The 14,083-nt window shown below is 54.5% G+C and carries 16 protein-coding genes; 9 read left to right on the forward strand and 7 right to left on the reverse strand.

Annotated features, from left to right (window positions below; genetic code table 11):
* The first annotated feature begins 88 nt into the window (after positions 1-88).
* Together ACTG39_RS00690 and ACTG39_RS00695 are read left to right on the forward strand one after the other, a co-directional pair.
* Positions 89-994, forward strand: a complete 906-nt coding sequence (locus ACTG39_RS00690) for an MBL fold metallo-hydrolase (protein ID WP_439105590.1) — start codon at positions 89-91, stop codon at positions 992-994.
* A 40-nt stretch (positions 995-1,034) separates the two neighbouring features.
* Positions 1,035-2,390 (forward strand): aminotransferase, encoded by a 1,356-nt coding sequence (locus tag ACTG39_RS00695; RefSeq protein WP_439105591.1) that lies wholly within the window; start codon positions 1,035-1,037, stop codon positions 2,388-2,390.
* Here ACTG39_RS00695 and ACTG39_RS00700 read toward each other — a convergent pair.
* From ACTG39_RS00700 to ACTG39_RS00715, 4 genes are all read right to left on the reverse strand, one after another.
* A complete protein-coding gene (locus ACTG39_RS00700) occupies positions 2,387-3,043 on the reverse strand; it encodes a DsbA family oxidoreductase (protein ID WP_439105673.1) in 657 nt (218 codons plus the stop codon). The two genes, ACTG39_RS00695 and ACTG39_RS00700, sit on opposite strands and share 4 nt — an antisense overlap.
* Before the next feature lie 15 nt (positions 3,044-3,058).
* Positions 3,059-3,970, reverse strand: coding sequence for an NAD-dependent epimerase/dehydratase family protein (locus tag ACTG39_RS00705; protein ID WP_439105592.1), 912 nt, complete (start codon positions 3,968-3,970; stop codon positions 3,059-3,061).
* Positions 3,970-4,662 (reverse strand): phosphoadenylyl-sulfate reductase, encoded by a 693-nt coding sequence (locus tag ACTG39_RS00710; protein ID WP_439105593.1) that lies wholly within the window; start codon positions 4,660-4,662, stop codon positions 3,970-3,972. Before ACTG39_RS00710 ends, ACTG39_RS00705 begins: the two co-directional genes overlap by 1 nt.
* A gap of 110 nt (positions 4,663-4,772) precedes the next feature.
* A complete protein-coding gene (locus ACTG39_RS00715) occupies positions 4,773-6,074 on the reverse strand; it encodes an NRAMP family divalent metal transporter (RefSeq protein WP_439105594.1) in 1,302 nt (433 codons plus the stop codon).
* Between the two features lie 133 nt (positions 6,075-6,207).
* Here ACTG39_RS00715 and ACTG39_RS00720 point away from each other — a divergent pair, with 133 nt between their 5' ends.
* Together ACTG39_RS00720 and ACTG39_RS00725 are read left to right on the forward strand one after the other, a co-directional pair.
* On the forward strand, positions 6,208-6,561 hold the full coding sequence (locus ACTG39_RS00720; RefSeq protein ID WP_439105595.1) for a TIGR04076 family protein: 354 nt from the start codon (positions 6,208-6,210) through the stop codon (positions 6,559-6,561).
* A complete protein-coding gene (locus ACTG39_RS00725) occupies positions 6,549-7,592 on the forward strand; it encodes an aldo/keto reductase (RefSeq protein WP_439105596.1) in 1,044 nt (347 codons plus the stop codon). The genes ACTG39_RS00720 and ACTG39_RS00725 overlap by 13 nt, the downstream gene beginning before the upstream one ends.
* A gap of 9 nt (positions 7,593-7,601) precedes the next feature.
* Here ACTG39_RS00725 and ACTG39_RS00730 read toward each other — a convergent pair whose 3' ends face one another.
* On the reverse strand, positions 7,602-7,952 hold the full coding sequence (locus ACTG39_RS00730) for a DUF4174 domain-containing protein (RefSeq protein WP_439105597.1): 351 nt from the start codon (positions 7,950-7,952) through the stop codon (positions 7,602-7,604).
* 452 nt (positions 7,953-8,404) lie between these two features.
* Positions 8,405-9,550, reverse strand: coding sequence for a patatin-like phospholipase family protein (locus tag ACTG39_RS00735; protein WP_439105598.1), 1,146 nt, complete (start codon positions 9,548-9,550; stop codon positions 8,405-8,407).
* A gap of 114 nt (positions 9,551-9,664) precedes the next feature.
* On the opposite strand from ACTG39_RS00735, the gene ACTG39_RS00740 reads away from it, so the two are divergent.
* From ACTG39_RS00740 to ACTG39_RS00755, 4 genes are all read left to right on the forward strand, one after another.
* Positions 9,665-10,120, forward strand: coding sequence for a hypothetical protein (locus ACTG39_RS00740; protein WP_439105599.1), 456 nt, complete (start codon positions 9,665-9,667; stop codon positions 10,118-10,120).
* Between the two features lie 353 nt (positions 10,121-10,473).
* Positions 10,474-10,791: a high-potential iron-sulfur protein gene (locus ACTG39_RS00745; protein ID WP_439105600.1), complete on the forward strand. Its 318-nt coding sequence runs from the start codon at positions 10,474-10,476 to the stop codon at positions 10,789-10,791.
* Between the two features lie 123 nt (positions 10,792-10,914).
* A complete protein-coding gene (locus ACTG39_RS00750; protein ID WP_439105674.1) occupies positions 10,915-11,631 on the forward strand; it encodes a ChaN family lipoprotein in 717 nt (238 codons plus the stop codon).
* A 204-nt stretch (positions 11,632-11,835) separates the two neighbouring features.
* The gene (locus ACTG39_RS00755) at positions 11,836-12,426 is read left to right on the forward strand and encodes a DUF4136 domain-containing protein (protein ID WP_439105601.1); all 591 of its coding nucleotides are present in this window, start codon (positions 11,836-11,838) and stop codon (positions 12,424-12,426) included.
* A gap of 66 nt (positions 12,427-12,492) precedes the next feature.
* Here ACTG39_RS00755 and ACTG39_RS00760 read toward each other — a convergent pair whose 3' ends face one another.
* On the reverse strand, positions 12,493-12,951 hold the full coding sequence (locus tag ACTG39_RS00760; RefSeq protein ID WP_439105602.1) for a hypothetical protein: 459 nt from the start codon (positions 12,949-12,951) through the stop codon (positions 12,493-12,495).
* Positions 12,952-13,262: 311 nt separating this feature from the next.
* Between ACTG39_RS00760 and ACTG39_RS00765 the strand changes: the two genes are divergently transcribed.
* Entirely contained in the window at positions 13,263-13,991 is a 729-nt protein-coding gene (locus ACTG39_RS00765; RefSeq protein ID WP_439105603.1) for a TorF family putative porin, read from the forward strand.
* Positions 13,992-14,083: the final 92 nt, after the last annotated feature.

Consider the following 14,083-nt stretch of genomic DNA (forward strand, 5'->3'; position numbering starts at 1 on the left):
GCGAAAAAAATACAGTAGCTGCTTGTCCACGCTACGGCGCCGCATGGCGTGTTAGCCTGCGGCTTTCCTCTTGGCGTGGAGTGCGTCTATGCGCTCGTTTTTACGGTTAAGTATCGGTCTTCTTACGCTTGTCTTGGTGGCGCTGGCAGCCTATCTCGGCCCAGCCCATCTGCAGATTCGCGGTATTGAGCCAAGGCTACCTACAGAGCAGGATCTTCGCACGTTGGCGACGATTCCTAATGGCCCAGTATCAATAGGTATCGCGCGATCCTCGTCTCAATCAGGACCCGATCGCGACCTCAATCACTCCATCGTTGTGATTGAGTGGCCTGACGGCCGACAGTTCATGATTGACGCGGCAATGGACAAGCCAACCAGCGAAGCCTTTGGAGAACTCATCGCCAAACTCTCGCCAGGCATGGGGCCGGTCAAATTTTCGGGCACCGCCCCCGAGTTCCTCAAGGACCGCACGACTAAAGTAGCTGGAGTTGGGGTTACACACCTCCATGAAGATCACGTACAAGGAATTGATGCCTTTTGTGCAAAACGGGGCAAGGGCGCTCGCAGCTATCAGACACTGTGGCAGGCTAACGAGCACAACCTCCATACTAAAGAGAGTGCGCGTCAACTCGAGTCATCCTGTCTTGAGTCGGTGGTTATTCAGGGCGAGGGTTTATTGACTCACAGTGACTTTCCCGGTCTGGGTATTGTCGGACTTGGCGGCCACACGCCGGGCTCTACGCTTTTCGCGGCGTATGTCGATGAAACGCTGTGGCTCATGAGCGGCGATATCACCAACGTAAAAAGCAAATTGCTGAGCAACACCGGTAAAGGTTGGCTCTATAGCACTATTTTTGTTCCCGAGAATACAGCGCGTACCGAGTCGCTCCGACTGTGGTTATCCGCAATGGATCAAAGATCCGATATTGAGGTCATCGTGGCGCACGATTTTGCCGCTGCGCTGGACAGCGGTATGCTTCCCCTAGAGCGTTAATAGCAAGTCGGCGGCCCTGCCGATACAAGAGGTAATCTCAATGACCAACGTTATTTATCCCACCACAAACTTTAAGGCCACCGAACAGATCGTTGTAGAGCGGGGCGAAGGTGTTTACGTCTACGACAACAAGGGTAAGCAGTACCTGGAAGGCCTGGCGGGCCTTTGGTGCACATCTTTGGGCTATGGGAATAAAGAGCTCATCGCCGCAGCCACCGAGCAGATGGGTCAGCTGTCCTATTACCACGCCTTTGGCGGCAAGACGCATCCCATGATGATGGCCCTGGCGGACAAGATTCGTGAGATGGTGCCCGTGGACAATGCGAAGATATTCTTTGGCAATTCCGGCAGCGATGCCAACGACACCTTCATCAAGATCTTGCGCTATTACGCCAACGCCACCGGCAGACCCGAGAAGCGCAAGATTATTACCCGGGAGCGCGGCTATCACGGCGTGACCGTCGCCTCAGGAGCGCTTACCAGCTTACCGGCCAACCTCACGCACTTTGACGCGCCGGTAGACGCCTTGGGCATTCTTCGCACAGACCACCCGCACTACTACAAGGGTCGTAATCCCGGCGAGAGCGAAGAGGCTTTTGTTGATCGTATTGTCGGCAATCTGGAAAACCTGATTCAAGCCGAGGGCGCTGACACCATCGCCGCCTTCCTTGCAGAGCCCATCACCGGTGCCAGCGGCGTGATCGTGCCACCGGCGGGGTACTACGAAAAAGTACAGGCGGTTCTGAACAAGCACGACATTATGTTCTGGGCCGACGAAGTCATCTGCGGCTTTGGACGGACGGGGAACGATTTTGGTTGCACAACCATGAACATCGAAAACCCCGCCCTCATGACGCTCGCCAAGCAGCTGTCATCTGCCTACGTGCCCATTAGCGCCTCTGTCGTCCGCGGCGATATCTACGAAGCCCTGATAGAACCGGTATCCGAAGTCGGTGTGTTCGGACATGGCTACACCTACTCAGGCCATCCTCTTGGCTGTGCGGTGGCTTTGAAGACCCTTGAAATCTACGAGCGCGACAACATTTTTGAGAAGGCCGCAAAGACCGGTGCCTATCTTCAAGAAAAACTGGCGCCCTTTGCGGAGCATCCGCTGGTGGGAGAAGTTCGTGGCAGAGGACTCATCGCAGCTCTTGAACTTGTGAGCGACAAATCCACGGGAGAAGGGTTTCCGCCCTCGGTAGCCGGCTTTTTAACCAACGCCTGTGCCGAAGCGGGTCTTATCGGTCGTCCCGTAGCAGGAACAGCGTTTGCGCTATGTCCGCCACTGATTATCACCGAGGCGCAGATCGATGAGCTGACAGACAAGCTGGCCATTGGCCTGGATGCCACGCTGGAGCATGTGCACAGCGAGGGACTCTTAAAAGCGGCCAGCTAGGCCGCTGCTTTAGCCTCGAGCTTGGTGAGGACGCGCACAAAGGTATCAGCCTCCTGCGCGCCCAACACCGAGTACTTATCGTTGAAGATAAAGGCAGGCACCGCGTGAATCTCCCGGTCTAACCACCAGCGCTGATCCTCTCGAACGGCATCCGCATAAAGGCCGCCGCTCAAAACCTCCCGGGCAGCGCTCTCTGAGAGCCCCACGCCACCCGCGACACTCACCAACACCTCGTTATCACTTACATCCTGTCGCTGACTGAAGAACGCGTTGAACAGGGCCATCTTAAGCTCTGTTTGCTTGCCCTGTTCTTCCGCCCAATGAAGCAGCTGGTGCGCATGAAAGGTATTTACTACGCGCATACCGTCGTAATAGTCAAAATGAAAACCCAGGGACTCGCCAATACTCGACAAACGAGATCTGGCCTGCTGACTTTGCTCGGCGGAGGAGCCGTATTTCTGTGCGATGTGCTCGCGCAGATCCTGCCCTTCGGCGGGCATGTTCGGATTTAGCTCAAAGGGTCGCCAATGCACGCTCACATCAAAACGTCCCGGCAGGGCAGTGAGCGCCTTTTCGAACTGCTTATAGCCAATCACGCACCAGGGGCAGACGACGTCTGAGACGATATCAACTTTCAGGGCTAGAGCTGTGATGGAGAACTCCTTGGTTTAGAACGTGAACAACTCACGGAACTTTACCAAATCCTCGGCCATCGTTGAGCCTCCGGGGAGCATCTCCTGAAGCCGGGGATCACAGCTCATGGTCAGGTCGTAGAGAGGAATATGCTGATCAACGAAGATAGTTTCCAGATCCGGGTAAAGCTCCTTGAGCGAATCCACCAGATCCATCGATGAGAAGTCACGATGGGAGAGGTTATACAGATCAGAATCCATGTCCTTCTTCATCATTCGCGCGAGAACCTCTACTAGGCGATAGACGCTGATATGACTTACGCTATGCCCTGGATCGCCATGCACCGCCACCCGGTTGGTAAAGTGGGCGTCAAAGACAAACTGATTCACCATGGTCTCAAAGCGCAAGTTTTTGGAATAGCCATAAACGTTGGCACAGCGCAGCAACTGCACCGGGATCTTCTCCATGAGCCGCATCACGTGTTCTTCACCGCGCATTTTGGAAATGCTGTAATAGCTGCTAGGCACCCTTGGATGTGATGTGTCAGTGATTTCGCCGTGGCCGTACACAGACTGACTGCTGAGATAGATCAAGCGACCTATACCCACTTCTTCGGCGGTATAAACCACCTCTGCGGTACCCCAGTGATTGGTCTGTTCAAAATCATGGGCATTCTGATCGGCGAAGGGTGTCTCTACCTTGGCTGCAAGGTGGATAACCACATCCATGCCTTCCATGCAGCTACGCAAGCTGCGGGAGTCGAGGATATCGGCCTGAATAAATCGAACGTTATTCCCGGGCACTTTGCGCAAACCCGTGAAAAGGTTGTAGTTGGCTTTGCACAGATTGTCATAGACGAGAATGTCTTTAATGCTCGGCTCAGCTGACAGCCGATAGACCAACTCATTGCCAATGTAGCCGGCTCCGCCGGTCACCATGACTCTCATCAGTTACCTCCCGAAACCAGTGTCGTGTTAAGTCCGCACTCGGTTTTGTTCATACCAAACCAGCGCGCGTTCCGAGAGTTACCGTCATCAAAGGCTTTCATCGTGCAAGGCTCGCAACCGATGCTCAAATAGCCATGAGCCTCCATGGGATGCTCGGGCAAGTCATGATTCTTGCGATAGAAATACACCATGCGCGAATCCCACTCCAACATCGGATGGAAGCGTGTACAGCCGTGCTGTGCCGGCTCTTCTACCTGCATGGCCGCACGCACTGAACTTTGATCCGAGCGTACGCCATTAACCCAAATGTCGTTCTCTCGCAGCACGGGCTCAAGAGGTTGGACCTTATTCAGATAGCAGCAGTGATCAGGGTCCGAGGCGTACAAAAAACGCTTCTCGCGATCCAGCTGCTTGATCTTCGGGACCTCCGGACGCAGCGCAATAACATTCAGGCCCAGCTGATCCGCCAGCTGGTCGGCAAAGCGGATGGTTTGCGCAAAGAGAAAACCCGTGTTGGTGTAGTACACGGGTATATCTCGATCCACGCGGCTGATCATGTGCAGCAACGGCAAGCTCTGAGACTGAAAGGAACTTGTGGTAAATACCTTTTTGCCCGCATCCAGATAGGCGTGAAGCTGCTCCACTACCTCGTCGGCGCGTCTTTCCAGATATTTTTTGTCGAGAATATCCACTGCATGTCCGCTGCTCTTGATGAGGCGGGCAGTCTACTGGCATTCACAGCCGAAGCATTAGACAGCTTTGTTTCTTGCTAATGCTCGGGGGGAATATCAGATCAGCGCAATCACCCCATCAACAACTGATAATAATGCGGCGCTTTGTCGACAGCCAAAACAAGCGACGTGAGCAAGCCGACGATCAGCAGCAGATTTCGCCACCACTCGGCCTTAAACTCACGCATAACATCCTCGCTGTTCACCAGTACGAGCACAATGACAAAGGCCAGGGGAATCACCACGACATTGATACCCATGAGCAGGATCACTTTGAGTAAGGCTGGAAAATCCCAAAAGGGTGCCAGGGCCGCGGCCGCCAATACAAAGCCTAAAAGCACGCGGTGATACAGCCTATTGTCTGAAGAGAATCGCCACTCCTTCCCCGCCATGTCCAACATGAAATAGATAGTAACCTGAGCAGCAACTACCAGCGTTGTCATGGCCGCCGTAAACAGGCCAAGAGAGAAGATCACCGGGCCAAGGGTAGAGAACACACCGGGCAAGGCATCCCGAAACACCGCAGACGCCTGTCCGACATCGGCGAAGCTTGCGTGCTCGGGGAGCGAGTGAAGAGCATAACCACCGGCCACCACAACAAGTATCGCGTAGGCGCCAAACACAAATCCCATGTTGATAACGGCCTGTTTGAAGGCCAACGCCAACTCCTCTCGGCTTCCCCCGTCATCCGCACACATATAGGGCATGCCCAGGAGCGCAGCGGGCGCTACGGCCGCGCCCACCATGGCAATGATTGAGCTGGTAGCAATGCGCGGGGAGTCACTGCCCGGTACAGGCAGATCTGATGGCAGCGACGGAACAAAGCCCGCCAGTATTGCCGGGAGTTCCACCAGACCCCGAAGGGCAACCACCAGAAAGCACAGGAGCATCAATATCATGAGCAGCGTCATCACCCGCTGCATCCGCTCGTAGCCTCGGGAGAACACCAGCCACAACACCGCCGCTGACAGCGACACACACAGCAACACCTCCAGCCCAAGGGACAGGGAAGAACTCGCGGGGAGCCCTGTCAAAGTCAGAAACGCAGAGGACATTACGGAGATCTGACCCATGGTCACCAAAAAGTGCACGGGAACAACCAGAAGCAAAATGATCCAGGCAAGAATGCTACTAATGCGGCTGCGGACCAGAGCGAACATGCCCTGACCTGGGTTAAGCGCGCCGATACGGGATGCGGTATCTACCGAGACAACAAACACCGGCAGCATCGCCAGGATTACCCACAGCAGGTCGTAGCGAAACCATGCTCCAGCGAGAAGAAAAGACGCCACAGCGCCGGCGCCCATGGTTCCGGCGGCCATTACCGCAGCAGGGCCCACAAGATTCGAAAAGAACGCAACGGGGGTTCGCAAAGAAAGCTGCTCTACTTAGGGTTGGGTGGGTTATCGGAATCATATCGCTGGAGTCCGCCTTAGTACCAGCCAGCTTGTTGTATTCTTCCTCAATTAAAATGCGCGCACTCTAAGGGCGATTAAGCGAGGGATCATGGAAGACGTCGAGTTCACACTTTACGACCTGCGGGTCGAAACTATCGAAGGAGACAAACCCTTTGTTTGTAGTCACGAGCTCGGCAGTTCTTTTGAGCTTCGCGGCGAGAACCTGTTTTTTGAAACAGGAAAGCCCTTCTCACTCTATGCTCTGTCCGCATTACTGCCGCTGCTCCCCGCTAAACAACGCCCGTTAAACGAGTACGACTGGATGGCGACGGATCATGTGATTGCTTGCCCGGATCCTCATTGCGGAGCCCGATTCCGCATTAGTCGGATTGGCAAGAACAGGTTTACGCGAGCCGATACCACCGCAGAACCACTGCCTGAGAACAATTCATGGAAGGAATGATTGAGCGCTGCGCCCTGCGCAGGGACTACGCGATATCAAGAGTCATCAAGGGCGGCTGGCAGCTTTCTGACGGGCACAGCAAAACCCTATCCTCGGATCCCGTGGCTGATATGTTCGCCTTCGTGGAACGCGGAATTGATACCTTCGACTGCGCTGACATTTACACGGGCGTCGAAGCGATGATCGGCGAGTTTGTGGCCGCGAACAATAAGCGAAGCAGCCCCTACCCCATTCGGATCCACACGAAGTATGTGCCGGACTATGATCAGCTGGGCAATCTGCGTAAGCAAGATGTCGAGGCGATCATCGATCGGTCGCTACTGCGCCTAAAGAAAGAGCGACTCGATATGGTGCAGTTCCACTGGTGGAATTACGCCGCCCCCGGCGTGCTCGAAGCAGCAGTATGGCTCAAGGAGTTGCAACAGTCCGGGAAGATTGAGCTTTTATCCACAACCAACTTCAATACGGAAAAAACCCGCGAGATCCTCGATGCCGGCGTGGAGCTCGCGACGTCGCAAGTCCAATATTCCCTTCTCGATCCCAGACCTGAGAAAGCCCTGCTAAAGCTCTGCGCCGATCGCAACATGCATTTGCTCTGTTACGGCACTCTTGCGGGCGGCTTTCTCAGCGAGCAGTGGCTGGGAAAGCCGGAGCCGAGCTCTTTCGATAACCGCTCGCTCATCAAATACAAACTCATGATTGATGAGATAGGTGGCTGGGAGCTTTTCCAATCGTTGCTCCAGACACTCAATCTAATTGCCACAAAACACGCTGTGACCATCGCCAGCGTGGCCTCCAACTGGGTGCTTGAACAAAGCCAGGTCGCTGCGGTTATCATCGGATCGCGTAATGCGGCGCACGTCGATCGCTACAAAGAGGTCTTCGATCTGCAGATGGATGCGCATGATCGCGACGCAATCACGACCATAAAGGCACAGATGAGCATACCTCCCGAGGACGTGTTTGACCTCGAAAGAGACAAGAGTGGACCCCACGGCAGCATCATGAAATACAACCTTAATGCTGAGTAAGGGAATCCCTTAGGACTGGTTCTCGGACCTTCGCATAGGCATCGCGTCGATCAGTCCGTACAGAGCCTCTAGGTCGACCCCTTCCCCACGCGCTTTCACACCACCGTCGAGACCGATCAGTATTGATTCCTTAGGCTCGATGCCCAAGCGCCTGTTGATGTTGCCGAGTAGCTCAGTACCCAGACCCTCGTCGTAGTTGCTATTCACAGCGCCCTCGACAATCACAAACCAGGCAAGTTTTCGTTCATCGAGAGCGTCCGCGTTCTCATGCAACAGCTCAAGCAACTCCGCTGGATGATCAGGCTCACTGATCACAAGAATTCTGTGCTGCCACCGAAGTTCTCCTAGATCAGTCAGCACAGGCAAGGCCTCCCCAAAGGACGCCGCGCACACCCAGATGCACAAAACACTAAGGGCATATCTCATTCAACTACAAACACTCATGGGGACCAGTCGGGAATCGGTGGAAGTTCATAGTACTCAATCTACCAGGGGACATAGACGTTAAACGTATAAAGCATCTTCCTTTTACTTCTCCAAAACTCTTCACAAGTGACGATCACGCAAACGACGCTCAGTGCGAGAGTCTTTAAATCGATAATCGCTAGATACTTATTCATAACAGTGTCCGGGGGACCGACGGCAATGCTCACAGACACTGCAAAACCTTGTCGGGACGTTGGCTGTGACGCGTGATGGTGTCTTGGATGCTAACCGTGGCAATGAACAAAGTAAACGCCGTTTCTGCTTGCCTCATTCGCGCATCAATCAACGCCGTTTACGATCGCGATACTGCTTCGAATAGCCAGTGCTCAGTTCGTAAGCACCACACCCAGAAAAGCCGCGATATCGTTTTTCTGCCACATCGCGTCGCGATAACCCAAGGCAATAAGGGACTCAACGAAGGGTTTCGCAAACAGTAGGTAAGAGGCCGCCGTCGAACCCGCGCCACTTTCGGAGCCACCCGTCACACGGAGCAAAAACCGAATACTGGAGTGCAGGGAGTCGGTGTTATCCGCCGCCAACACATCCAGTTCCTCGGACGGCGATATGAGCTGCCGCTCGATGTATCTGAGCTTTGGCAGACTCGCCTGAGCATCCGGAGGCAGAGACACAAGTAGATTGTTGATTCGGTCAAGTCGCTCTATATCGCTCTCGAGACTATCGATGAATGCGCTGTTAAGAAGATGCCCGATGATCTGGGCCACCGAGGGCGAGTGAGCGGCCTTGGGTGTGGCATCAGTCTGAGGTCGCTCACGGTTGGCACTTACGCCCACAATGAACAAACGATCTGCACCCAGATGAAGAGCAGGGCTTAAGGGCGCAAGTTGGCGGACCGCGCCATCGCCAAAGTATTCATACTCGATACGCGTGGCAGGAAACATCGTGGGAATCGCCGATGAAGCCATCAGATGATCCGTGTTGAGCAAAGTGCGACGGCCGCTGCGTCGGTACCGGGACCAATCTGTGATCGCAGCATTCGCCTGGTAGAAGCACATGGACCTGCCTGACTGATAACCCGTTGCGGTCACGCAGACAGCGTCCAGGTCTCCCCGGGCGATGGCGCGATCAATTTGCTCAAAGTTAATCGTGCGCTCTATCAGTCCTCGCAGCGGTGAGTTATCCAAAAGTGCCACGGGGTTACCTACGCCCACACCACGATTTACAAGCGATAACATCAGGCGCCCACCGCTGCCGGCCATGGCGCCCCATCCAACGCGATACACCTGCTCCGGCGTGAGGTCCATCCACACAGACTCAAGCGCCTCGATAGCGTCGGCAAAGCTGCCGTCATAGGCTGCAAGCGTTACGGCATTGATTGCACCGGCAGAGGTTCCGCAGATAACAGAGAAGGGGTTCTTGGCGCCGCTTGGCAACAGCTGTGCAACCGCCTTTAAAACTCCCACCTGATAAGCAGCACGAGCACCGCCGCCCGAAAGGATCAATGCGTTCTTCATAAAGTCTCATCAGTGCCAAGCTCGGCTACAAGATACCGATTGCAGCCAAGGTAAGCCATGACACAGAGCGAAAGGCTACGCTTTGGGATATTCCGCTAAGCGATCAATGAGCAATTGCGAGCCAGCACCGCGGTGCTTCCGTGGCATGGGCCCTGCACGGCCATTCAGCTCGACGCAGATCCGGCATGTGGTACTCAAGGGGCCGCAACCAGCAACGACCTCTCGGGTGAGCAAACTTTGTACTCCTCTGAGTACAGCAGCTCACTCTTTATTAATTATCGTCGCCCACTGCTTGGCATGGACTTCTTCGGTGGCGCGGATATCAACTACCGGGATGACTTCAACTCCACCGGTGACAACGACCCTGTGGATCTCATGGAAGGCTACACAAAGGTTAACGTACGACTGGGCTTTGTTGGCGACCGTTGGGAAATCATGGCCTTCGGCCGCAACATCTTTGATGAGGCAGCTCTGCAGCAGGGCTTTGACACACCCATACTTGCGGGAAGCCACACCTACTTCATGGACGAGGGTCGTGTGATGGGTGCTCGTTTGACGGTGAAGTTTTAAGTCAACAACAAGTAATTTTAAGCACATGGATTGCCCGGCTTCGGCCGGGGCTTTTTCCCAAGTGGCGCAAGTTGCCTGATCTGGTATCGGCTGTAACGTCCCTTCCCCCTCATCGAGGGATCTTTACTCTGCCCTCACGCTGCAACCGCCTGAACTTCTAAGGATTCGATTACACCAATTCCACGGTCAGTAGCAGACTGTGATTGCGCAATACGCGGAACCACCACAAACGCGAATAATTCTCATGCGCACCAAACTGGTGCGAGCCTGCTGGACAAAAAGTGGACAGCAGTGACCCAAGTCTACCATCCATACCGTATGTAGTACCGATACACACTTACGGAGAATCCACTGTGAACAATCTCAATCGCCGCAACTTTTTGAAGACTTCAATCGCTGCCGGTTCCGGCCTCTTGATCGCTCGCTTTAGTCACGCTCAGGAAATCGTAACCGAAGACGATGGCATCGCTGTCGCCATGGGCTACGCGGCAGATCATACGACCGTTGATACCGCGAAGTGGACAAAAAAGGCGGGGGCTGATGGCGCCCAGCAGCAGTGCACCACTTGCTCCCTGTATCAAGCAGCTGATGACGAATACGGAGCCTGCCCAATATTCGCGGGCAAGCGTGTACATGCGGCGGGCTGGTGTAATGGGTGGGTCCCCAAATAAAACGTTGATGGGGAGCACTCCATCAAAGCTGTACTAATCGCGCTGCTGCCAGCGCTTGTTGCCTGTAGTGGGCTTGGCGAAACGCCAGCCCCACTTTCAAGCATTCCGCCCAACGCTCAAATCATCATTCTGGGCGAGGTACACGACAATCCGCAGCACCATCTAACGCAGGCCGCTTACCTTCGCGAACTGCGCCCTACAGCCGTTGTCTTTGAAATGCTGACACCCGAGCAGGCAGCGGTTGCTAACAGCATGTCAGATCGTGGCGACGCCCTGCGCGATGCCCTCAATTGGCAGCAGAGCGGCTGGCCTGATTGGGAGCTCTATCACCCGGTTTTCGAAGCCACGGGTGGCGCACGCGTCTATGGCATGGCGTTAGCCAAGGAGCGTGTCCGAGAAGCTGTAAGCGAGAACGCTGCGACAGTTTTCGACGGAGACCCCGCGGCGTTTGGTCTAGTCAGTCCTCTGCCCAACAATCAGCAAACGGCCCGGGAAAGGCATCAGCAGGAAGTGCATTGCAATATGCTGCCGACTTCATTGCTCGCGGGCATGGTCGAAGCGCAGCGCCTGCGCGATGCCTCATTTGCCCAAACCTCTCTTGAAGCACTGGAGCACACAAAAGGACCGGTAGTGGTGATCACCGGTACAGGGCATGCTCGGAAGGATTGGGGTATTCCTGCGGCCCTTGCAAGAGCAGCACCCAACACGACAGTGATCAGCGTAGGCCAGCTGGAAAAGCACGCGCAGGACTCAGAGACCAGCGAGATACAGCTCTATGACATCAGGCTGATAGCGGACGCTGTGGACCGGGAAGATCCCTGTAAGAGCATGATGCAGTAGCTGGCAGTTCTGACCAGCGCACAAAGACTTTGCAGCTCCTTTTTTGTGCCGCACTGCGATGAGTATTTTCTGCCGGTGTACGCATCAATCCTGAGCACGCTTGTGCGGCTGAAGTTGGCCACGGCACATTTTCGCAAGTACCCGAGCATGCTATCGTGTAGCGGTCACTTAGCTTTCGCCCAACCAACTTCAGAGTTTGCACTAATGAAAAATGTTTTCCGGGCACTCATCCTCAGCGTTACCGCCGCCGTTGTAGGCTGCAGTTCTAATCCACCGGTCATCGACTACGACAGCAGCGTCGATTTCAGTGGCTATAGAACATTTGCCTTTATAAGTGATCACCCGCTGATGCGTGCAGAGGGCTCTCCTCCAGGCTCGCCTCTTTTCGAAGGCCGGCTAATGCGCATTACCGAAGACACTATGAATGCGAAGGGTTTCACTCTGACAGCTGACGCCGAGGCAGCCGATTTCGCCATTGGATTCACCTCGGGTGCGCGAGACAAGATCAAGGTTAATAGCTACCCAGAGCCCTACCGTCCCTATTACGGTGGCTGGGGTTGGGGCGCCCCTTACTACGGAGGCGGTTATGGCGGGGGATCTAATGTCGATGTACAGCAGTACACCGAAGGCACTCTGGCTATTGATATATACGATGTAGCCGAGCACAAACCGGCATGGCACGGCGTAGCAACAAAGCGCATTACGGACAGCATGCTCCGCAACCCTGACGAAACCATCACCGAAATCGTCAACGAAATACTTGAAGGGTTTCCGCCAGGGTCAATGGCGCAATAGGCAAACCACGACAGGCAATAAGCTGAAACCGGGCCGCGCCCGGTTTCAGCGCGCTAAGAGCTGGACTCAGGAGCCCTCATCTTCTTTTGTCTGACGTCGACGCTCATAGGGCTTTTGCCCCGGAGACCCTGACATACCGCTAAAGGTCAGACCACCCAAGCTCCAGCTTCCTTCCTCCTTCGCATCGCTACCGGTAGCACTTTCTTCTGTAGATTTACCCGAGTCTTTGGAGCCACCGTCGTCTACGGTGCTCACGACCTGCTCCGACACAGCGGTTTCACTCAAAGTCTGGCTTTCTGTATTTGGGGTCTGGGCCGCGCTGCCATAACGTCCCGATTGCGCTTTTATGCAGGCAGACCCTGCCGCTGCTCGAATGAGATTTTCCGCATCCTGGCTCCACCAGCCATCGGCTCCTGCTCGCATTTCGGCCACGGTATCCCTGACCACATCGGGGCAAGGGTCCGCCGCCACAGTCAATGGAGCAAATAGAAGAGCACTCAGTGTAAGGGCGGAGAAAGATCGCATAAAAAGTGTCCGTTGCTAACTAAACAAAGACTTTCAGTATAGCCGAGACACTGGAAAGTTTTTCACCCCGTCTGGGCAACTGCAACGCACCAGAAAGGTGCGCCGCGCTCCACAAGACGACTTCCACTGGATTTTTATCTGTTAACGCACCGCTGTGTAGCAGCGCTTTTAGTGGACAAAGTGACTTAATTAGAGAGTTTTTCACTGTTGGTCTGGTTCTTGCTGAATACCGCTCGGCGAATGCGATACGGCCCGACGAAAAGGCCATTGCATCGCTCCGAAAACAACTTTTTAGGGTAGAGAGGAATTTCATGCAGAACATGCAAAATCTTAAGCGTTTTGCCGCGCTGATCGCACTGACCGGCTGTGCACTCGCCGCACCGACATATGCTGGAGAACTGAGCGCTAATGCCTCTGTCACCAACAACTACATTTGGCGGGGACTAACCCAGACAGAAAACAATTCTGCCGTTCAGGGTGGTATCGATTACGCCACCGATAGCGGCTTTTACGTTGGCACCTGGGTATCTAACGTCAACTACGGTCCATCGGACGTGTACTCCTACGAGCACGATATCTACGCGGGCTACTCCTTCGACACTGGCGCTGTCAGCTGGGACGTAGGTTACCTCTATTACAACTACGATGAAGAAGCCAACTTCGACTTTGGTGAGGTTTATGCCACGGTTGGTATCGGTGGATTCAGTGCTTCTGCATACGTGCTTACAAACACCGAAGCCGATGAAGGCGTGGGCCAGGACTTTGGTGCCGGCGGCACTTACTACGTTTCAGCCGACTACGGCTTTGAGGTCGGTGATGGCATTGGCATTGGCCTGCACGTCGGTTATCACGACGGCGACTTCGCAGAAGCCTTCAATGGTTCTGACAGCGGGTATTACGACTACAACATTAGCCTGTCAAAGGGTGGCTTTGGCTTCATGTTCACCGATACAAACGTGACAGGGCCGGCTGCTGATGGCGGTTATGACAACGACGAGTACAAAGTCGTCGTCTCCTACTCTGTAGACATCGAGCTGTAAAACAAACTCGGACCGGCCAGGGCTACCTTTAGTCCTGGCTCGCAAGCCGCTGTGATCATCGAATAAATTTCGATGTTAGCAGCGGCTTTTTT

Source organism: Congregibacter sp., assembly GCF_965662665.1.
Lineage (GTDB): Bacteria > Pseudomonadota > Gammaproteobacteria > Pseudomonadales > Halieaceae > Congregibacter.

Excerpts from the sequence above, each read along its gene's own strand:
- ACTG39_RS00695 (WP_439105591.1), top strand. The coding sequence starts at position 1,035 with ATGACCAACGTTATTTATCCCACCACAAACTTTAAGGCCACCGAACAG.
- ACTG39_RS00705 (WP_439105592.1), bottom strand. The coding sequence starts at position 3,970 with ATGAGAGTCATGGTGACCGGCGGAGCCGGCTACATTGGCAATGAGTTG.
- ACTG39_RS00735 (WP_439105598.1), bottom strand. The coding sequence starts at position 9,550 with ATGAAGAACGCATTGATCCTTTCGGGCGGCGGTGCTCGTGCTGCTTAT.
- ACTG39_RS00720 (WP_439105595.1), top strand. The coding sequence starts at position 6,208 with ATGGAAGACGTCGAGTTCACACTTTACGACCTGCGGGTCGAAACTATC.
- ACTG39_RS00755 (WP_439105601.1), top strand. The coding sequence starts at position 11,836 with ATGAAAAATGTTTTCCGGGCACTCATCCTCAGCGTTACCGCCGCCGTT.
- ACTG39_RS00765 (WP_439105603.1), top strand. The coding sequence starts at position 13,263 with ATGCAGAACATGCAAAATCTTAAGCGTTTTGCCGCGCTGATCGCACTG.
- ACTG39_RS00725 (WP_439105596.1), top strand. The coding sequence starts at position 6,549 with ATGGAAGGAATGATTGAGCGCTGCGCCCTGCGCAGGGACTACGCGATA.
- ACTG39_RS00760 (WP_439105602.1), bottom strand. The coding sequence starts at position 12,951 with ATGCGATCTTTCTCCGCCCTTACACTGAGTGCTCTTCTATTTGCTCCA.
- ACTG39_RS00690 (WP_439105590.1), top strand. The coding sequence starts at position 89 with ATGCGCTCGTTTTTACGGTTAAGTATCGGTCTTCTTACGCTTGTCTTG.